The following is a 20,678-nucleotide window of genomic DNA, read 5'->3' on the forward strand; positions in this document are numbered from 1 at the left end:
AATTTAGTTAAGGACGGCGGAAACGGGTAATTGCGCCGAGGAAGCCGGCGCGGGGCCGCTCAGCAACTGGCTGAATACCGGAGCCATACTGCTTAGACCCTGAGGCTGGGCGGCTGCCGGCAGTGATGCCGGATTGGAGCTGAGCAGTGGGGTAAAATCATGCTCGGCACTGATTAGCCCCAGTTCAGCCCGAAAATGCTGCTGATCCTGCAGCGGCTCAGGCACGTTTAGAGTTTGGGTGCAGTTATCGGTAGTGACGGCTATATCAAACCAGACCGGAGCCGCCGCCTGTGGGATGGGTGGTTCTGCAGCCACGAGGCTGGGCTTGGCATCGGTTTCCGGAAAAATCCGTAACGTCAGTTGGGCAGGCGGTTCTGCTGGTGGCGCAGTTGCCGGCCCGGCTCGGCGTAACTGCCAATAAGCATACAAACGGTGCGGGGCCAAAGGCAGCAATACCAGGCTAACCGGGCGATCCTGAACCCTTGGCTGATAGTTGCTGCTGATTTCGCTGCTGATGGCGATCAACTCGCTGGCCGTAAACGGCAGGCTGTGCGCGGGTGAGTAAGCAGGTTTTAGATAACGCGGTGAAAAAGCCAGACTAATCTCCTGACTGATGTCCAGCAGTTCCGGCTGGGACAAATGCATGGGGTGGCGGTTAGCCGACTGAAAAAAAGCCATTATCTACGTTAAACAGTAATGAAACCGGGCTGCGCAACCGGGATTTAATTCTGGCATCTGGAACATCAGTTTCCTGCAAGTGCCGGCCCTGGCCTGGATTCATGCGCTGAATCAGTCATCCGCCAATCTGCGACTATAATTAGCCCGAACTCTACTCTGTGTTGCCCGATTGTGCAAGTGCTGCGCTAATGCTAAGGCGGCTTTAGCTGCCAAGTGATTGATAGCCCAGCCTGAGTTAAGAATGGGTCAAAACCGGATTTAATTGGAAATACCAAGTCAATAACTGGGTATTTCATTCAGCCAAGCCAGACAAGACAGCCACAATGTGGCAAAATGACGGTAAATGACGCAATTTCTACTAAAACAGCTGATAAAGTGTGGTTAATACCAAGCACTCAGCTTTCCAGATAATAATAAAAACTCAAATAATATGGCATAACGGTTATCAGCGTTGAACGGCACTGCACCCCGCCTGCTTGCGGCTGGATTAAGCATGGTTTGCCGGTTTTGACATAACGCTGCATAAGGTATTTTGAAAAATCAACGGCTTATCATGCATAGAAAATATAACTTAAGATCGGGTAGCCCTTATCCGCACGGTGCCAAACTTTCCGATTCTGGCGTCAATTTTTCCATATCCAGCCGGCATGCCACCGATGTAGAGCTATTGTTATTTGCCGAGGCCGATAGCGCCACACCCTTTCAAACCATACATTTGCAAAAGGATAAAAATCACACCTTTTTCTCCTGGCATGTTTTTGTGGAAGAGCTGCCGGCCGGTACCTGGTATGGCTGGCGTATCGATGGCCCCTCAGTTACCCGAGAAGCCGGTTTGCGTTTTGACCGGGAAAAATTACTGCTTGATCCTTGGGCCCGTGCCGTCAGCGATAAGTTGTGGAGCCGTGCTGCCGCCTGTTTGCCGGGAGATAACAGTCAACACGCCATGCGGGCAGTGGTGGTTGACGACAGCTATGACTGGGAAGGCGACATTCCCTTGGCCATCCGCAGCGAAAAAGCCATCATTTACGAATTGCATGTTGGCGGTTTTACCCGGCATGAGTCCGCCAAAGTCAAACATCCCGGTACATTTGCCGGTTTAATCGAAAAAGTTCCTTATCTGCAACAGCTCGGCATCACCCATGTGGAATTATTACCGGTGATGGCTTTTGACGAACAAGACGCACCACCGCATACTCGCCAACTGGGTTTACGTAATTATTGGGGCTATAGCACCCATAGTTTTTTCAGTCCCCATCCCGGCTATTGTGTATCGCCGGAGCAGGGCGCTCACATCCGTGAATTTCGCGACATGGTCAAAGCCCTGCATAAAGCCGGCATTGGCGTAATCATGGATGTGGTGTTCAATCATACTTCCGAAGCAGGCGCCGATGGCCCGGTCATTAACTTTAAAGGCATTACCGGCAACAGTTTTTATCTGACCGACAAGCACGATAAACGCATTTTTCTGGACTATACCGGCTGCGGCAATACCGTAAATGCCAATCATCCGCTGGTGACCAATTTTATTATCAGCTGTCTGGAATACTGGGTTAGGGAAATGCATGTCGATGGTTTTCGTTTCGATTTGGCCAGCGCCCTGGCGCGCGGGGAAGACGGCAGTGTGCTGCAAGACCCGCCGCTGGTATGGGGTATAGAATTATCCGAACAACTGGCCAAAACCAAGCTGATCGCCGAAGCCTGGGATGCCGCCGGCCTGTATCAGGTCGGCAGTTTCCCCGGTTACCGCTGGGGCGAGTGGAACGGTATGTATCGCGACACCATCCGCCGTTTTTTGCGCGGTGACAAAGGCCTGATCAGTGAAGTGGCTACCCGGATTTGCGGCAGCAGTGATTTATATCAGCATCTGAACCGGCTGCCGATCAGCGGTATTAATTTTATTGCCTGCCATGACGGTTTCACCCTGTACGATCTGGTCAGTTACAACCAGAAGCATAATCTGGCCAACGGCGAAGAAAATCGTGACGGCTGTAATAATAATCTCAGCTATAACTGTGGGGTGGAAGGGCCAACTAATGACCCGGCAGTACTGAAATTACGTCACAAGCAGGTCAAAAATGCTTATGCCATTCTGTTGCTCAGTCATGGTGTACCGATGCTGCTGGCTGGTAACGAGTTTCTGCATAGTCAGCAGGGTAATAACAATGGCTATTGCCAGGATAATGACCTGAGCTGGTTAAATTGGGAACAAAGTGTCGAGCATATTAATATGGTGCGCTTTGTCCAGCAAATGATCCAGTTGCGCAAACGTCATCCGGCTTTGATGCGGCGTAACTTTCTTACCGGGCAGCCCCGCAAAGGTCAAACGCTGCCGGATATCAGCTGGCAGGGTGCCGATAGCGAGCAGCAGCCGGATTGGCATGATCCGGAACTGAATATACTGGCATTTACGCTGGCCGCTGTGGCCGCAGACGAACCGCATTTGCATGTAGTGATGAATATGTCTGATCAAAAATACCCGATGCAACTGCCGGTATTGCCTGATATCAAATGGAGTCTGGCTGTCGATACTTCCTTGCCGTCACCCAAAGATATTATCCCGCCTGCCCAGCAAAAAACTTTTGCCAAGCCGCACTATCTGGTCGATAGTCATACCGTGGTGGTGTTTGAAAGCCGGAATAGTGAACCCAAAAAATCTTTGGCCAATCTGGTTTCCAATCTTTTCTAAACAAACAAACCTGTGGTGAAGTTAAACTTTAGCGTTGGCGCTTTGTCTGAAGTCACTCGAAATAACGGAATTACCTTATCCACACCTTGTAAATCGCTATCCACAACATGAAAATCAAATCCTTAGCGTTGATAAGCCTGAGTGTCGCTTTGCTGGGCGGTTGTGCCACTTACCCAGCGCCGCATTATGGCTATTATCCACCTCAACCGGTTGCTCCCTATTACGTGCCGCGTCCGGTGCTGCCCTACGGCGGCTATAATTACGGGGCTATTCCTGTGGTGCCTGCGCCTTTTATCGAGCGTGGTCATGAATTTGGAGAACATCGAGAAGGTGGTTTTCGAGGCGAGGGCGGTTATCGGGGTGAAGGTGGATATCGACGCTATGATCGTGATTAAGCACCGGCCCGCATGGTTCGGGCAATGTTTACCAGGAGTCAACCATGCATAAAAAATTGATAATAGGCAGCTTGCTGCTGGGGATGGGCTATACTGCCGGGCTGGCCGCGGCCAGTCTGGAAGAACTCAATCAAAGAGCTGCTCAAGGTGACGCCAAAGCCCAAACCGATTTGGGCAGTCGCTATGCCGAAGGCTATGGCGTAGCCAGAGATTACACCCAGGCGGAAAAATGGTATAAAGCCGCCGCTGCGCAGGGTAATCCGGTCGCTGAATATAATATTGGTTTGCTTTATGCACATGGTGAGGGCGTACCGGCCAATCTGCATGAAGCGGCCCATTGGTTTTTAAAAGCCGCTGAACGTGGTGATGTACCGGCCCAGTTTACTCTGGGCCTGATGTATGCCGAAGGCGCAGGCCTGCCCCGGCATTATCAACATGCCGCCAAATGGTTCAAACTGGCTGCCGAGCAAGGCCATCCACTGGCTCAACTTAATTTGGGCTTGATGCTGCTGCGCGGCGCAGGCCAGGAAAGGCAGCCGGAACAAGCGGCGCACTGGTTTCGCTCGGCTGCCGAACAAGGCTCTGCCCCCGCCCAATATCATTTGGCTTTGTGCTTTTATCAAGGCGAAGGGGTCGGCAAGGATCTGGAAACGGCTTATCTCTGGTTTGCCCTTGCTGCAGCTCAGGGCGAAGCCGATGCTCATAGCTATCTGAATCAACTGGAAACCGAACTCGACACTAAACAGGTTGCCAAAGCCCAGGCACGTGCCGCAGAATGGCAACCGGCAATACAACAATAATTAGGAGATACAATGCCACGTTTAATCATTATTACCCTTGCGACATTCTGGTTGGCAGGACTGGCTCAAGCGGACGCCGTCAGCATTCCCGACAAGGTTAAAGCCAATATTCTGAAACGGCATCCCAAAGCCCAGGATTTTCAGGCTAGTCATGAAAATCACTTCAATCAGCGTCTGCTGGAAGTGACTTATAAGGAAGAAGGATCGGAAGAACCCATCCTGGAATTGTTTCGTGCAGACGGCCACTTATTTACTAACGAAGTCCCCTTGGTAGGCATCGGCGAAGCACCGCCCGAAGTTAAACAAGCACTGGAAACCAATTTTCCGGGTTATGTTCTCAAAAAGGTGGAAATGGCCGGCAACCCTAATGGTATAGGCGAAGAATACGAAATCAATCTGCAAGTCGGCGGCAGCAATTGGAAAGTGTCTATCAACGACAAAGGCGAAATTTTGGGCAAAGATAAAGTCGAGTAAGTGCAAATTTAACTGTCAGCCATCCCCCAAAAAACACCCGGTAACGCTTGCACGTTCCGGGTGAACATGACACTTACTGCGGAGACTGGTTGAAATGACGGTGCTGGAATTTGTTTTTACGTTCGGTAATCAGTTTTTCCCATTTGCCAAACTGATCGGCATCCAGCACCTGTTTGATACGGTTATGTGATTCTTCATGTATGGCTCGAAATTTTTCAGACTGTTCCTGAAAAATCGTTTCCAATTTGGCCTTCTGATCGGCAGTTAGCGCCAGTTCTTTACTCAAATGTTCCAATCGGTGACCGTGGGTACCAATATAACCACTTTCCACCGCTTCGCTATGGGCGAGCAAAGGGGATAAGCACAAAGTGGAGAACAGCAGTATTTTCAGCATCAAAAAATCCTATCGTAAAAAATCACTACATATAGTATGACATCTGGTTTGAGCAAAAAGTTCAAAACCAAAGCCTGTAAAATAAGGATGGATCACAAGGTCGCCTAAAACTGCCACCGAAAAAGTCCGCATGGCTGAATTAGATAGTTATACAATTGCACCAACTACTAATCTTATTCTGACGGATACTGCGTAGGATGCGCTGAACGCAGTGAAGCGCATCAATCGCGCACGATGCGCCTGCAGAGCCGGCACATCCATTGAGTACTGCCGTCAAAGTAATATTGGTCAACCACTAGAAGTCGACCAATCATATTTTGCCGGATAGGGCGTAGGATGTGCTGAACGCAGTGAAGCGCATCAATCGTGCACGATGCGCCTCCAGAATCGGCACATCCATTGAGTACTGCCGTCAAAGTAATATTGGCTAACCACTAGAAGTCGACCAATCATATTTTGCCGGATAGGGCGTAGGATGTGCTGAACGCAGTGAAGCGCATCAATCGTGCACGATGCGCCTGCAGAGCCGGCACATCCATTGGGTACTGCCGTCAAAGTAATGTCAACCACTGGTGTAATCAAGGGTTAGCAGCTTATAGCCTCAATTCCGCATCGCTGCCTTAGGCTTATGTTACCTGATTTAGTAATAGGTGTATTCCGGTTTACCTGCCAAAAAACGCATAAGGATAGGGTGATTATTTGTTGCTAAAGCTACTATTGCTGGGAATAGGTTTGCTCCTGCTGGCGACACTGTGCCAGGCGGCTGACCCGCAAGCGTATAGTGTGGATTTGCAGCACACCGGGAGTGGCGATCTGGATAAACTATTAGCCGATGCCTCAACGCTGATCAGCCTGCAAAAAACCGCTGAAGTGGGGCCTTTTGCACTGATTGCCAGAGCCAAACAGGATCAGCAGCGTTTTGTCTCGGCATTACAGAGTCTGGGATATTATCAGGGTCAGGTTGCCATCAAAATTGCCGATCACGATCTGGCTGATGCCGAATTGCTGGAATGGCTGAATCAAACGGCAGCCGACAGTATTGCCCCGGTTAAGGCCACATTTGAGCTGGGGCCGCAATTTACATTGGCCCAGATTAGCATTCAGGGCGAAGCGCCGCCAAATGCCCGCGATGCGCTAAAACTTAGCACTGGAGCCAAAGCGGTCGCGGCTGAGGTATTGGCCGCCAGAGAAAGTCTGCTGCAAGCGCTACTGGAACAAGGCTATGCCTTGGCCAAAGTGGCAGAGCCTGTTGCTACTCTGAATGTCGAACAACATAGCGTTGATGTGATTTTTCCGGTGGACACCGGCAGCAAGTTCGATATCGGTGCCATTAAGGTAAATGGTCTAAAGCAAATGCATCAGTCCTTTGTACAAAACCGCCTGCTGATTAGCACCGGCAAAGCCTTTAAAGCCAGTGAAATCGAAGCCGCGCGGAAAGATTTACAGGGCTTGGGGGTGTTTTCTGCTGTGCATACCCAGCTTGACACTCAGGCCGATGCACAGGGCCGAATACCGCTAAGCTTTGATGTAACGGAACGGCCGTTACATTCCGCCAATATCGGTGCGGCTTATTCCACCGATTTGGGCGGTAATGTTTCCAGCGCCTGGCAGCATCGCAATCTGTTCGGCAATGCCGAACAACTCAATTTAACGGCAGCAGTCACGCAAATCAGCGGCAACAGCACCACCGGTATTGGTTATAAAGTGGGGGCGGCTTTCAGCAAACCGGATTTTCTGCATCGCGATGAAGCACTGCAACTGGGTGTGGATGCCATTCAGCAGAATTTGATTGCCTATAATGAGACAGCCTTACTGGCCAATATGCGTTTGAATCGTAAATTAGCCGGCCATTGGCAACTGGGTTACGGTATTGCCGCCCAACAGGCACAAATTAGTCAACAAGGCGTCAGCCGTGACTATACTTTGTTAAGCCTGCCTTTAACCATGAAGTATGACAGCAGTAATAATCCGCTCGACCCCAGTGCCGGCAGTATCGTCAATGCTGCCTTAACCCCCACCCAATCTCTGAGTACCGCCAACAACCAGCCATTTGTATTACTGCAAACCAGCGCTTCCACCTATTTTAATTTAGCCGAACCAGGCCGCAGCATTCTGGCCTTGCGAGGTTTATTCGGTGAAAGCAGCGTGAGCAGCCAGTTTGATTTGCCCCCGGATCAGCGTTTTTATGCCGGCGGTAGCGCCACAGTGCGCGGTTATAAATTTCAGTCGGTCGGCCCGCAGTTTAGCGATAACAAACCCCAGGGCGGTACCTCTATTGCCTCAGGCAGCGTGGAATTACGCCAACGGATTTTGGACGATTATGGACTGGTGGTATTTGCCGATGCCGGTCAGATCAGTGTCAATGCCTTGCCTTTTAGCCAGCGCTGGCAAATCGGTGCCGGCCTGGGGGCTCGTTATTACACGTCGTTCGGGCCGATTCGCCTGGATGTGGCAATGCCGGTCAATCCGCAACCGGGCAGCGGTTCATTTGAATTGTATATTGGTTTGGGGCAGGCTTTCTGATGCAGCGTTCAACTCGGTGGCTGATTTGGAGTGTGGGTGGTATTGCAGCCGGCGGTCTGCTGCTTGTGTTGATATTAATCCTGATTAGCACCACACCCTGGGGTCGATCCACAATTGAGCGCACTGTGGCGCAACTAACTGACGGTCAGGTGCTAATCACCGGGCTGGATACCGAGTTTCCAGATCAATTGAGCATACAGCATCTTGAGCTGTATGATGCCCAAGGCAGCTGGTTGACGCTGGATGAACTGCAACTCGACTGGCAACCCAGCCGCTTATGGGCAAGGGAAGTGGCTGTTTCGGCACTGCAGTGTAAGGCAGTGATTCTGCAACGGCTGCCGCTCAGTGACAACCAATCCTCATCATCCACCAACTTCAGCTTACCGCTGAATGTCCGTTTAGACCAATTAGCGATTGGCCAACTGCAATTGCCGGCCACATTGGCCGGCGCAATAACCGACTATCAACTGAATGGCCGGTTTAATTTTGATGCTAGCCGTGAAACTCAGCTGGAACTGGCCTTGCGCAGTTGGGACGGGCAGGGTGATTATCGCTTGCAGGCCACACTCAGCCAGACGGATTTACAGGCGCAACTGGCGCTGACTGAAACCAGTGCCGGGCTGTTGACGACACTCAGCGGCTTGCAAAACCAGCCGGCCATCCACCTGCAAGCTCAATTCAACGGGCCTTTATCCGCCGTACATAGCCATCTGGACTTGAGCCTGACGGCTTTACACGCGGTACTGGATGGTGACATTAATATCCCGGCAACCAGCGCCGATCTTAAACTGACAGCAGCCGGAACACCATTACATATCGGCACAGATCTGGCCTGGCAAGCATTGGCGCTGGATTTGCAAATACACGGTCAGTGGCCCGGTTTGGCGGTGAACGGAAGTCTGGCTTTGGATAAATTGCAGCTCAATCAGGCCGAATTAGCCCACCTGGAACTGGGGGTGCAAGGAACGGCCGGACAGCTGGCATTAGCTGCCAAACTGGCCGGGCTGAGTCTGAACCCGCCGACGACTGCTGATCTATTACGCGGCGTACCCTTGCGCTTACAGGCCGATGTGGATTTAACTCAAGCAGCCTACCCCAGCCAATTTGCCATTCAGCATCCGCTGTTGACGGCTTCCGGGCAGGCCGGTTTTCTGCCTGGTGCAGTACAGGCCGAGATGGCGTTGGTTTTACCCGAATTACAAGGCATTGCCGACTTGGCTGGTATCGCCTTGCCGGGCCAAGCAACTCTGCAACTCAACTATGCTCAACATCAGGCAGAACAGCAAGTGGATATCAGCGGCTTACTAAATATAAAGGCTGGTAGCCGTTGGGCTAATTTATTAGGCCAATCCGCCCGGTTTGGCCTGAGCTTGCAGGATCAGGACCAACATTTGACAGTTTCCGATTTACATGTAGATGCCGGGAATGTGCAGTTAACGGCAGATGGGAAAATGACAGCCGCTCAGACCGATGCCCATTGGCAGTTGACGCTGAATGATTTATCGGCCTTATTGCCCACCCTGACCGGGCACCTGAGCAGTCAGGGCCGGCTGAACGGCAGCCTGGATGATCTAAATTTGCTGGCGGATTTACAAGGTGAGCTGGCCGCAGACCGTTTTCCCGCCACCCCACTCTCGGCCAAGTTGGATTTGGCACACTTACCGGATGCCGCCAGCGGTAAACTAAATATCAGCGGCAGCCTGGGCCATGCGCCGCTGGCCGTGCAATTGGCCGTCAGCAGTCCAGCCCGAAAATTGATCAACATCGGCATCGAAAAACTCGACTGGCAAAGCCTGCATGCCCAGGGCCAACTCCAGTATCAGCCTGATCTAGCCCTGCCGCTGGGTAAAGTTGAGTTGCGTGTCACTCGCTTAGCCGATTTCTCACCCTGGCTTAATCAGCCCTTGAGCGGCAGCCTGAATGCCAATCTGGAAAGTGCGGTGGCTGGTAATTATGCTCAAGCCAAACTAAAACTGGAAACCAGCAATATCGGTTTGGCCGCCGGCACGGCGCTGGCTGGGGCAAAACTGGCGCTTAATATCAGCGACCCCGGCGGTGTAGCCCGCTACTCAGGGGTATTGGATTACCAGAACTTTAGCAGTGGTGCCCTCAGCAGTTCCGGCCAACTTAAACTGGATGGGCCGGTGGCGGCTTTAAATCTGCATCTGGCTGCCGAGTTGGCCGGTTTGTCGGCTAATAAGCTTCAGCTTGGCAGCGTAGCGCAATTGAATGGTGTTAACCAGACTTTGCTGGTTGATAGTCTGCAAGTCCATAGCCAGCATCAAACCCTGGCATTGCTGGCCCCGGTGAAAATACAATTTAATGACGGCTTGAGTCTGGATAAACTACGCTTAGGCTGGCAGCAAGCCGAGCTGGATGTTGCCGGACGCATCAGCCCGGAATTGGCGCTCCATGCCGAGCTACACAAATTCCCGGTGGCCCAGTTAAGCCTGTTTATGCCTGATCTGGGGCTGAGCGGTATGGTGCAGGCTGATGCCAATCTGCACGGCCGGTCGAGCCGTCCGGAAGGTGAGGTACATATCAATGCCGATCAGTTGCATACCAGTCAGTCTGCTGGTTCGGCGCTACCGCCGGCCACATTGCACAGCACGGCGCAATTACATGGCGACAGCGCCGATCTGGCCATCGAGCTGAAGGCCGGTGACAAAGTCAATGTCGCACTCAACGGCCAGGCACCGCTGAACCGGACCGGTATCATTGCATTACAGGCCCAAGCCGGTGTAGATTTAAAACAATTGGACGGCTGGCTGGGGGCGGATGGTCGCCAGGCGCGGGGCCGTTTGCATCTGGACACTCGACTGTCCGGTAATTGGAGTGAACCGCAATTAAACGGCAGCGTTATCCTGGAACAAGGTGCATGGCAGGATTTTGCCTCAGGTGTGGCGATCAGCGATATCAACGCCAGTTTGACGGTTGCTGACGGCAGCTCTGGTGTCGTCAAACTAAGCGCCAAAGCCGGGCCGGGTACCCTCAGCGCCGCCGGCAACATCGGTCTGACCGGCAATATGCCGGTGGATATCACACTGACCGCCCGGCAGGCCCGCTTGTTGAGCAGTGATTTATTAACCGCCAGTGTCGAAGCAGATCTGCAGTTGGGTGGTTTTGTGCGCACAGATATGACGGTCGATGGCCGCATTCATATCAACCGGGCCGATATCCGCATTCCGGAGCGACTCCCGGCAGGGATAGCAGTACTCAAGTTTGGCTCTGCTCATGCGGCTGTAGACCAGCCGGCAGCAGCACAGAGTCAGGTTATGCTGAATTTAACACTGGATGCACCAAGTCAGATTTTCGTGCGTGGCCGAGGTGTGGATGCGGAACTGGGGGGAACACTGCATATTGTCGGCAGCGCAGATGCCCCCAAACCGCAAGGCGAGTTTAAATTGCGTTCCGGAAAATTTACCCTGGCTGGTCAAAACCTGCTGATTAATCAGGGCGCTATCAGTTTTGATAATAATAGTCTCAGCAATCCCAGCCTGAACCTGGTCGCCAATACCACCCGCAATAATGTTGCGGCGGTATTGAGTGTCACCGGCAATGTCAAAAACCCCAGTATTGAACTGAGCAGTACCCCAAAATTACCGCAAGATGAAGTGTTGGCCAATCTGTTATTCGGCAAGGGTTCAGCCAGTTTAAGCCCGCTGGAAATGGTGCAAATTGCCTCGACCTTGGCTACGCTGACTGGAGTGACTTCCGGGGTTGGTGATCCGCTGGATAGTGTGCGCAAACGCCTGGGTCTGGACCGGCTGTCGGCAGGCGGTACCAGCACACCCAGCCTGGAAGCCGGACGCTATATTGCCCCCGGTGTCTATCTGGGGGCCAAGCAAGGCATAGCCGGTGGCACACCGCAGCCTATTATTCAGATCGACCTCAATAAAAATCTGAAATTGGAAGGGGGGGTAGGCAGTGGCGCAGCCGCCAGTTCCGGCACCGGAAGTGCTGTTACCAATAGTGTCGGGGTGATTTATCAAATTGAATATTAAGGATATCAGCTCAGGTTTTACCCTGAGCTGATGCTGGTTGATTTAAAACCAGGGATGACGCGGTGGATTGATATTGTTTAAGGCATAATTACCGATAGCATAATATTTCCAACGCACCGGGTCATGCAGGGTGTGGGTACGGGCATTGCGCCAATGCCGATCCAGATTGTATTCACCCAGGGTGGAACGAGTACCGGCTAATTCAAACAATTTGCTGCCGGCCAATAGCGCGGTTTCGGTGCTGAATATTTTGGCTTCGGCTACAGCAATCGAGGCGGCAGCAACAGTATCTTCATTCTGGTTTTGCTGAGCCACATCTATGGCGGTGCCGGCCCGGCTTAACAGCGCTTCAGTGGCATGTACCTGAATTTGCAGATTACCGATATCTTTCAGCGTCAACGGGTCTTCATAACCGTGCTGTAAATCGGTATCTATCCAGGGCCGGGTGTAATTGCGCACAAAATGCAGCGTATCTTTAAGCGCTGCACGAGCAATACCGGTATCAACTGCCGCCTGTATGATCTGAGCGACCGGCCCCATCGTAGTGGGGTTATCAAAAGCCAAATGATGGGGCAAGACAAAATCGGCTGGTACAAACACATTTTCCAGAATGGTGGTACCGCTGGCGGTGGTACGTTGGCCAAAACTGGACCAGTCGTCGATGACGTTCAGGCCGGCTGAGCCTTTTTTGACAAAAGCCACCACAGTGTTGTCATTTTCATCCTTAGCCACTACCGGCACCCAGTCGGCCAACAGCGCACCAGAGGAATAGAATTTTTTGCCTGACAGTAAATAACCGTCTTTAGTCGGGGTGAGCCTGGTTTTGACATCAGTGACCTGCCGGGTACCGATCTCAGAAAAGGCGTTGCCAAAGCGGATGCCTTTCAAGGCTAAATCAAAAAAATATCTTTTTTGAAATTCGCTGCCGTCCAGGCGAATAGCTTCTATCATATACAAATGATTTTGCGGGATCTGACCGATGCTGGGGTCAGCTTCGGAAATGATGCTGACCACTTCAGCTAACGTGGTGTTGGAAACAAAGGCACCACCATATTCTTTAGGTATGGTAATTCCCCACAAACCACTTTGCGAGTACAAATCAATTTCCTGGTAGGGCAGGCGGCGTTCCTGATCGCGCAGGGCGGCTTCTTTGCCTATCTCTGCCGCAATGGTTTTGGCAATTTTAATGGCTTCCGCATCGGTTTTAATAATGTGTGCCGGTGCTCTTGGCGTAATCTCCACCTGACTGGCGGCAGCGGCGCTGGCTGATAATGACATGATAGTCTCCTAAAAATGTATGGGATAAAGATAGCTTTTATACTGTTACGCATTGAACATGCCATTTCGTAACAGCATGATTTTTATTGACTTGTCTAAATTTTGCTGCCTGACAATTGCTGAAGCAGCGCTATTTTGCTGATCGCTTGCTTACTGCGCAGCAGACCAAACCACGGTAGTTGGGTGCTGACGCAGCAAGCTTAGCCAAGCACTAGAAATACACCTGACCTTGCAGCCGCACCCGGTTGTCGATCAGAGATTGTCCCGCCCAGTCATCTCCGGAGATATGGCTGTAATCGGTCTGCAATTTAAAGTGATGGTCATAGAAATAATAGTTAAGACCAACTGAGCCTATCGTCTGATTTTTATAGGGGCTGCCGTTTTGATGTTCAAACAACACCTGATTGGCGGTACCAGCCAGTTCCAGCCGTTTCGGTACCAGATAATAACCGGCTTGCCAGTACCAGCCATAGTTGTTGCTGGTGGCCTTGGCTGAATTGATGCTGTGCGGGTCGTGATCCTGACGGGCAAAAAATGCCGCTTCGGTATTGAATAATTTATAGCGATAACCAATGTCGGCAGTACCGGTATAAGTATCCATACCCATCACAGTATTTTGCAGGCCGGAATTGGCGTCAACCGGGTTGTAACCAATCGCACCGCCCAAGGATAATTGCGGCGTTTCTACGCTATCGGTGATGGTTTCCTGTACATAGGTGTAAGGATCGAGAATGTCATAAACTACCCGGCCTATCCCGGCCAGCTTGGTACCGACATTTTGCTGACTTACCGAGTCCAGCGCTCTGACACTATTACCCACAGTCAGACTGGTATTCCATTTGCCGGATTTCCAGTTGAATTCCAGACCTGGTGTACGTTGCAAGCTGAACGCGTATTCGGGTTGTTGCAAGTCCATGAACAGATATTTACCGATATCGGTATAAAACTGTCTGGAGAATTGCGGCAAAATACGACCGGCTTTGATACCCAGATTACCCAGCTGATATTTACCCCACCAGTCTATGGTATCAACGCGGTTGGTATTGTTAAGCGTGCTGCTTTGATAGAAAAAGAAATAAGACAGGTTGGGATCAAAGGCAGTACCAGAGAAAAATAACCTGCCTAAGGCCAGATCAAAACCCTGGTTATCGCTGCCGGCATTTTTACTGGGCAGGTTTAAGGTATAACGCGATTGCACCAGACCGTTAATCGCCAGCGAGTAGCGGTTGTCATTGGTTCTTAACACAAAGCCGTTATCGTAAAAGCCGCCTAGTCTATGTCCGCTAGGTACTTTGGCGGTATCCGGATTTTCGATTTCCGGCTCTTCCTGCACGTTACGCTTTTTAGCGGTGGGTGTATCGATGGCTACGCCGTTACTGGCGGTCTTACCATTGCCGCTATTACCCGTCAGGCTGTTATCAGGCTGGTTGGTATTAGCAGCACGTAAAGCTTCCTTCGCTTCAATTTCCAACAGGCGCTCATTAGTAACTTTAATTTGCTGTTGGTATTCTTCCATTTGCTTGCGCAGTTTGCGGATTTCGCTATTGTCATCTTTGGCCAGCACTACACCCGGCGATAACAAATAACCCAGCATCAGCGAATAGCCAAGGCCTTTGCTGATGGTGGCGTAATAATCCCGGATAAAACTTTTGCGGGTGGCTGGTCGTAAATGTCGAGGTAATTTTAACGTGTTCATTAATGCTTCCTTTTTTGATTTAGAGATAACCTGTCTCTATAAGGGCATTAAGTGTGCCATCACAATATATATTGTTTTATTTCATATAGTTATATGTGTTTTTTACCTAAATTATTCAATCTGTATAAATATCTAAATGCTGTTTTTTCCTGCATTTGCTGAATTGCTGCCGCTAGATGGGCGCTGGTTAATAAAACCAGCGTAACCTCGATGCAGCAACGCGGAATCAAGGCGACTATATTTAGGCCAAGTTGAGCATGTGTCCCAATTTCTCGGATTTTGTGCGTAAATACAGGATGTTTTCACTATTCGGCACCGGTTCCAGCGGCACCCGCTCGACAATTTTCAGACGGTAGCCGGCCAGTTCGGTAAATTTAGCCGGATTATTGCTCATCAACCGTAAGGTGGTGACACCTAGATCGGTGAGAATTTGGGCACCAACATCGTAGCTCCGCGAATCAACCGGCAGACCGAGATCCAGATTGGCCTGTACCGTATCGCGGCCCTGATCCTGTAATTCATAGGCACGCAGCTTGTGGGCCAGACCTATGCCACGGCCTTCATGGCCACGCAGATACACCAGCACACCGCTGCCGGCTTGCTCGATTTTATTCAGCGCCATTTTTAACTGGTTACCGCAGTCGCAACGTAAGGAATCCAGCACATCACCGGTTAAACATTCCGAATGCACCCGCACCAGCACGTTTTGCTGTCCGACGATTTTGCCTTTTACCAGCGCCAAATGTTCGGAGCCATCCAGTATTGAGCGGTAGACATGGGCGGTAAAAATGCCGGCCGAGGTGGGCAATCGGGCTTCGGACAGGTGTTCCACCAGTTGATCGTTACGGCGGCGATAAGCGATTAAATCGGCGATCTGGATAAAGGGTAACTGATGTTGTTCGGCAAATGCCCGCAAGGCTTCGCCACGGGTCATGGTGCCATCGTCATTGACGATTTCACACAGCACACCAGCCGGATATAAACCGGCCAGACGGGCTAAATCCCCGGCGGCTTCGGTATGACCGGGTCTGGCCAATACACCATGCTCTCTGGCGCGTAATGGGAAGACATGGCCGGGGCGGGCGAAATCAGCCGCCGTGGTATTCAGGTTGGCCAGAGCGCGGATGGTGGCGCTACGATCAGCTGCGGAAATACCAGTGCTGGTGCCTTTATTTAAATCCACGGACACGGTAAATGCAGTGCCGTGCGGGTCGGTGTTGCGAGCGACCATGGGTTCCAATCCCAATGCGTCTATACGCGCAGCGGGTAGCGAAACGCAAACGACCCCGCTGCTGTAGCGCACCAGAAAAGCCATTTTTTCCGGGGTCATTTTTTCGGCGGCGATAATCAGGTCGCCTTCATTTTCACGTTGGGCGTCATCGGCTACGACGACGAAATCGCCATTACGGATGGCGAGGATGGCGGATTCTACTGAGTTGTTGGTCATGGGGTAGGGTGTGGGTTGTGTAATTGTTGATTCTTGCGTTGTTGTTTCAGATGCTTCTTTTTGCCAGGGATATAGGATGTGCTGAACGAAGTGAAGCGCATCAGTCGTGATTTAACTTAATCATTATTTAGAAGATTATTAATTTGGAAACGCTATCGCGAGGCCGGTTTAATGTCGGTATCCGCACCGACAGGCGCCCCCCTTCGGACTTTTCCCGGCCCAAGCTGCGGTGCTCGGCGCGGCATACGGGATTAACATCGGCCTGCGGCAGCTAGGAGTCGCTGTGCGACCTTTTTATGGATATTGCAGGTAACATGCCATGTGTTAAGGCTTTGTTTAATATTAGGTAATATATTTGATGTGTTGCTTGAATGCTGCACTCGCAGCAGCTGATAAGACAAATGCTGCTTCAGCAGCATTTCAAGATGGCCCCCTTTAGTCAAAAAGGGAGCTGGGCAAACAGCGGAGTGCTTATCTGAGGGCGTTGATGGCTCCCATTTTGATGAGCCGGGCTCTGACGATATTGCGGCTGACACCCAATAGCTTGGCGGTTTGGGCGGCGTTATTATGGCAATAATTGTAAGCGGCGCGGATGATGCTTTCTTCCAGGTGATCGTACAGACCGCTTTGGCCGGCTTCGAATAACTGGTAAAGTGCGTCATTCAGACGGCTATTACCATCACTGCCGGAGCCTGTGCCGGGGTTTTCTCTGGGCTTTTGCAACTGGATGCTGGAAAGCTGCAGGTCTTCGCTGCGAACGATATTGTTTTTACAAATCAGCAGAGCGTGATGAATCACGTTTTCCAGTTCGCGGATATTGCCTGGCCAGGAATGTTTAATTAATTTGTTTCTGGCATCTTCATCCAGCCTGATTTCGTTATAGCCCAGGCGTCTGCGGTATTCCGAGACAAAATATTCGGCCAGCGGAATAATATCGCCGGGGCGGTTTCTGAGAGTGGGTAGTTCCAGATGGGCGACTCTGAGGCGATAAAACAAGTCTTCGCGAAAATGACCGGCCAGCACCGCTTCTTCCAGGCGCACATTGGTGGCCGCCACCAGTCTAACGTTGATGGGGATCGGTTTTCTGGCGCCCAGTCTGACCACTTCGCGCTCTTGCAGAACCCGCAACAGTTTAACCTGTATGCTCAAAGGCAGATCGCCGATTTCATCCAGAAACAGCGTACCGGTATTGGCGGCTTCAAACCAGCCTACCTTACTGGAAAAGGCACCGGTAAATGCGCCTTTTTCATGGCCGAATAATTCACTCTCCACCAGGCTTTCTGAAAAAGCCCCGCAGTTAACCGCCACAAACGGTTTGTCCTTACGGTTGCTTAATTCGTGTACATAGCGGGCGATCAGCTCTTTACCGGTGCCGGTTTCTCCGATCACCAGCACATTGGCATCGCTGGGGGCGATCATACGGATGCGGTTGAGCAGGGCCACTGATTTTGGATCTTCAAAGACTTGGGCCGTGGCTCTAATCGAGGTCGTCAATTCATGAGGATTGGGCAGCGTCAGCAGATTGGCCGGTTTTTCTACTCTGGCTGGCTCGGCTTGCTGTCCAGGCGTGTAATCAAAAAAGTGATTGTTTACTTTATTCATGAATAAAACGTCGGTTTTGGGTAAGAATTGTTCAATGCCCATTCGCCTAGCTCCTTTATTTTATAATCCAGCGGGTCATGTAAGGTATGTGTTCTCAAATTGCGCCAATGGCGATCCATTCTTAAGCCGCCGTGGGTAGACCTTGAACCCATGACTTCAAACATTTTATTGGTAATATCCAGGCCGGTACGGGTAGCCAGCACTTTTGCCACACTGATAGCTACTGCCACATCGCCACGCTCGGCCTCAGTTAATGCCGTTTGTTTCTGCCAGGCCTGATCGAGTTTTTGCGCGGCAATATCGGCCAAGGCTCTGGCGCTTTCCAAGCCCACCCAGAACTCGCCGTAATGACTGAGCACATAAGGGTCGTGCTGGGCGCTCTCCAGATTGGAGGTATGCCAGGGCCGGGCTTCATATAAAGTATATTGCCGAGCATCCTGATAAGCGCCTTCGGCAATGCCCAGATAAATATTGGTCAGAATCAATTGGGCAACCAACGAGCGCAGACAGGAAAACGGCGAACTTAAAGGCCCAGGATCGGCCAATATTTCATTCTGTTCCACGCGTACTTTCTCAAAATTGACGCTACCGCTATCGGTTTGGCGCTGACCAATATTGTCCCAGTCCTGTATCACTGTCACGCCAGTTCTACCGGTGGGAATGGCGGCGATCAGCAGCTTGGCATCGGTTTTGGCTCGGGCCGAGACTATCAGCATTTCCGAATCTATTGCACCGGAGCAAAAGCTTTTTTTGCCGGAAAATTCAAACCAACCCGGAAAGGATTTGGCGATAGAGCGTTCGTCCAACGGGTTTAGGGCATTACCCCAGAACCAGTTAAGCTGGGCGGTTTGTTCATACCAAGGTTCCCATTGTTCCGGTTTGGAGAACAGGCGTACGGTGGCCAGCATCAGATGCTGAAAGCCGAATACGTGCGCAATTGAGCTGTCGGCTTTGGCTATCTCGCGAATAATCTGCATGGTCTGGTACCAGTCCGCGCCCAGACCGCCATACTGTTTAGGGATAATCAAAGATAATAAGCCGCTTTGCCGAATAGCGTCACGCTCCTGTTTTGGGGTTCCACCCAAATAATCACGTTGAGCAGCGGTCTGGGCAAATTGCTCGGACAGGTATTTGGCAATTTCAAACGGATTTTCCGGCTCATCTTCCTGATTGATAGTGGTGTCTCGTGCCAGTGTTTGTATATTCAAGGCTGTTTCCAATAAGTTGTCCACCTATATCAAAGCAATAATAGTGCCAGTTGTAGACATGTAGGTGTGCTGCTCGCACAGCAACAACCGCTGCTGACGCAGCAACAAAATCATAGCTTGTCGACAATAAAGTGGCGATTCAAAACCATCACACCTCAGTTTTGACCGCCACTCAAGATTTTAGGGATCAGCGAGTATGCTGCTGTAGCAGCAGTGATCGTGCAGGGATGCTTATAGAGCAGCATACTGAATCATCAAGTCATGCTGGATCAGCTGTTTTGTCAAGAAAACTGACTGGCATGTTATTTGCGCTAAGGAGAGGGAAGTTCTCTTTTTTGAAAAGGTATTCTAAATGGAAATATTTTGGTTTTTACCCACACATGGGGATAGCCGCTACCTCGGCACCGAACTGGGCGTCAGGCCGGTAACCTATTCGTATCTGCGGCAAATTGCCCAGGCCGCCGACAATCTTGGCTTTAAAGGCGTGCTGGTACCATCGGGACGCGCCTGTGAAGATCCCTGGGTAATTGCGGCTGCGCTGATTAATCAGACCAAACAGCTTAAATTTCTGGTGGCATTAAGACCCAGCTTTACTTCGCCTACGGTTTCGGCGCGTATGGCATCAACATTGGATCGAGTATCCGGCGGGCGCTTATTGATTAATGTAGTGGCCGGCGGCGATCCGGCTGAACAGCAGGCTGATGGCAGTTTTTTAAGCCACGACCAGCGCTATGCTGAAGCCGGCGAGTTTTTAAACATCTGGAAACGGGTGCTGGCCGGGGAAGTGCTGGATTTTGACGGTGAGTATATCAAAGTCAAAGGCGCCAGCCTGCCGTCGGGCAGTCAGCAGCAACCGCATCCACCCTTGTTTCTGGGTGGGTCTTCGCAGGCAGCTATTCAACTCAGCGCCGAACATATTGATGTGTATCTAAGCTGGGGCGAACCACCGGCTGCGGTGGCGGCAAAAATCGAGCAGGTGCGTGCCGCAGCCACCAAACTGGGTCGCAAGGTCAAATTCGGCATCCGGTTGCACGTTATCGTCCGGGAAACCAGTGCTGCTGCCTGGGCAGCGGCTGATGAACTGATTGCCCACGTCACCGATGAAACCATTGCCGCTGCGCAGGCTGCCGTGGCTGGTTTTGAATCGGTAGGCCAGCAGAAAATGACCGAATTGCATGGCGGCAAACGCGATCATCTAGTGGTTGCGCCCAACTTGTGGGCCGGGGTAGGGCTGGTGCGAGGCGGGGCCGGTACGGCGCTGGTGGGCAATCCGCAGGAAGTCGCGGAGCGTATCAAGGAATATGCGGCGCTGGGTATCGATTATTTTATTTTTTCCGGTTATCCACATCTGGAAGAATCTTACCGGGTGGCCGAGCTGCTGTTTCCCTTATTGCCGGTCGAGCTTGATTCTCAACTTGATACCGGTATTAAAACCAATCTAACCGGGCCATTTGGTGCCGCCCAACCAAGAACAGCTTCTCAAGGGAAATAAA

Annotated in this window: 14 protein-coding genes; 7 read left to right on the forward strand and 7 right to left on the reverse strand. The window is 51.3% G+C overall.

The window, feature by feature from the left end; genetic code table 11:
• Positions 1–3: 3 nt before the first annotated feature.
• Positions 4–678 carry a DUF4912 domain-containing protein gene (locus KEF85_RS07815; protein ID WP_215584726.1) on the reverse strand — a complete coding sequence of 225 codons (675 nt, stop codon included), beginning with the start codon at positions 676–678 and terminating at the stop codon, positions 4–6.
• Positions 679–1,231: 553 nt separating this feature from the next.
• Here KEF85_RS07815 and glgX point away from each other — a divergent pair.
• The 4 genes from glgX to KEF85_RS07835 all read left to right on the forward strand — a co-directional run bounded on the left by glgX (position 1,232) and on the right by KEF85_RS07835 (position 5,033).
• The gene (gene glgX / locus KEF85_RS07820) at positions 1,232–3,364 is read left to right on the forward strand and encodes a glycogen debranching protein GlgX (protein ID WP_215584728.1); all 2,133 of its coding nucleotides are present in this window, start codon (positions 1,232–1,234) and stop codon (positions 3,362–3,364) included.
• Between the two features lie 107 nt (positions 3,365–3,471).
• Complete coding sequence (locus KEF85_RS07825; RefSeq protein ID WP_215584731.1) at positions 3,472–3,759, forward strand: hypothetical protein; 288 nt, start codon at positions 3,472–3,474, stop codon at positions 3,757–3,759.
• A 44-nt stretch (positions 3,760–3,803) separates the two neighbouring features.
• Complete coding sequence (locus KEF85_RS07830; protein WP_215584733.1) at positions 3,804–4,559, forward strand: tetratricopeptide repeat protein; 756 nt, start codon at positions 3,804–3,806, stop codon at positions 4,557–4,559.
• Between the two features lie 12 nt (positions 4,560–4,571).
• The gene (locus KEF85_RS07835; protein ID WP_215584736.1) at positions 4,572–5,033 is read left to right on the forward strand and encodes a hypothetical protein; all 462 of its coding nucleotides are present in this window, start codon (positions 4,572–4,574) and stop codon (positions 5,031–5,033) included.
• 73 nt (positions 5,034–5,106) lie between these two features.
• Here the strand turns inward: KEF85_RS07835 and KEF85_RS07840 are convergent, their stop codons facing one another.
• A complete protein-coding gene (locus tag KEF85_RS07840; RefSeq protein ID WP_215584738.1) occupies positions 5,107–5,427 on the reverse strand; it encodes a hypothetical protein in 321 nt (106 codons plus the stop codon).
• A gap of 699 nt (positions 5,428–6,126) precedes the next feature.
• Between KEF85_RS07840 and KEF85_RS07845 the strand changes: the two genes are divergently transcribed.
• Entirely contained in the window at positions 6,127–7,950 is a 1,824-nt protein-coding gene (locus KEF85_RS07845) for an autotransporter assembly complex protein TamA (RefSeq protein ID WP_215584740.1), read from the forward strand.
• Entirely contained in the window at positions 7,950–11,954 is a 4,005-nt protein-coding gene (locus KEF85_RS07850; protein ID WP_215584742.1) for a translocation/assembly module TamB domain-containing protein, read from the forward strand. Before KEF85_RS07845 ends, KEF85_RS07850 begins: the two co-directional genes overlap by 1 nt.
• A 42-nt stretch (positions 11,955–11,996) precedes the next feature.
• On the opposite strand, the gene KEF85_RS07855 is transcribed toward KEF85_RS07850, so the two are convergent.
• From KEF85_RS07855 to KEF85_RS07875, 5 genes are all read right to left on the reverse strand, one after another.
• Entirely contained in the window at positions 11,997–13,232 is a 1,236-nt protein-coding gene (locus tag KEF85_RS07855) for an SfnB family sulfur acquisition oxidoreductase (protein ID WP_215584744.1), read from the reverse strand.
• 211 nt (positions 13,233–13,443) lie between these two features.
• On the reverse strand, positions 13,444–14,928 hold the full coding sequence (locus KEF85_RS07860; RefSeq protein ID WP_215584746.1) for an OprO/OprP family phosphate-selective porin: 1,485 nt from the start codon (positions 14,926–14,928) through the stop codon (positions 13,444–13,446).
• A 241-nt stretch (positions 14,929–15,169) separates the two neighbouring features.
• Positions 15,170–16,375, reverse strand: coding sequence for a bifunctional 3,4-dihydroxy-2-butanone-4-phosphate synthase/GTP cyclohydrolase II (locus tag KEF85_RS07865; RefSeq protein ID WP_215584748.1), 1,206 nt, complete (start codon positions 16,373–16,375; stop codon positions 15,170–15,172).
• Between the two features lie 471 nt (positions 16,376–16,846).
• Positions 16,847–17,977, reverse strand: coding sequence for a sigma-54 interaction domain-containing protein (locus tag KEF85_RS07870; protein ID WP_215584750.1), 1,131 nt, complete (start codon positions 17,975–17,977; stop codon positions 16,847–16,849).
• Positions 17,974–19,185, reverse strand: coding sequence for an acyl-CoA dehydrogenase family protein (locus KEF85_RS07875; RefSeq protein WP_246535077.1), 1,212 nt, complete (start codon positions 19,183–19,185; stop codon positions 17,974–17,976). The genes KEF85_RS07870 and KEF85_RS07875 overlap by 4 nt, the downstream gene beginning before the upstream one ends.
• Positions 19,186–19,537: 352 nt before the next feature.
• Between KEF85_RS07875 and ssuD the strand changes: the two genes are divergently transcribed.
• Positions 19,538–20,677 carry an FMNH2-dependent alkanesulfonate monooxygenase gene (gene ssuD / locus KEF85_RS07880; protein ID WP_215584752.1) on the forward strand — a complete coding sequence of 380 codons (1,140 nt, stop codon included), beginning with the start codon at positions 19,538–19,540 and terminating at the stop codon, positions 20,675–20,677.
• Position 20,678 lies beyond the last annotated feature (1 nt).

The sequence above is a fragment of the Methylomonas paludis genome (genome assembly GCF_018734325.1).
Taxonomy (GTDB): domain Bacteria; phylum Pseudomonadota; class Gammaproteobacteria; order Methylococcales; family Methylomonadaceae; genus Methylomonas; species Methylomonas paludis.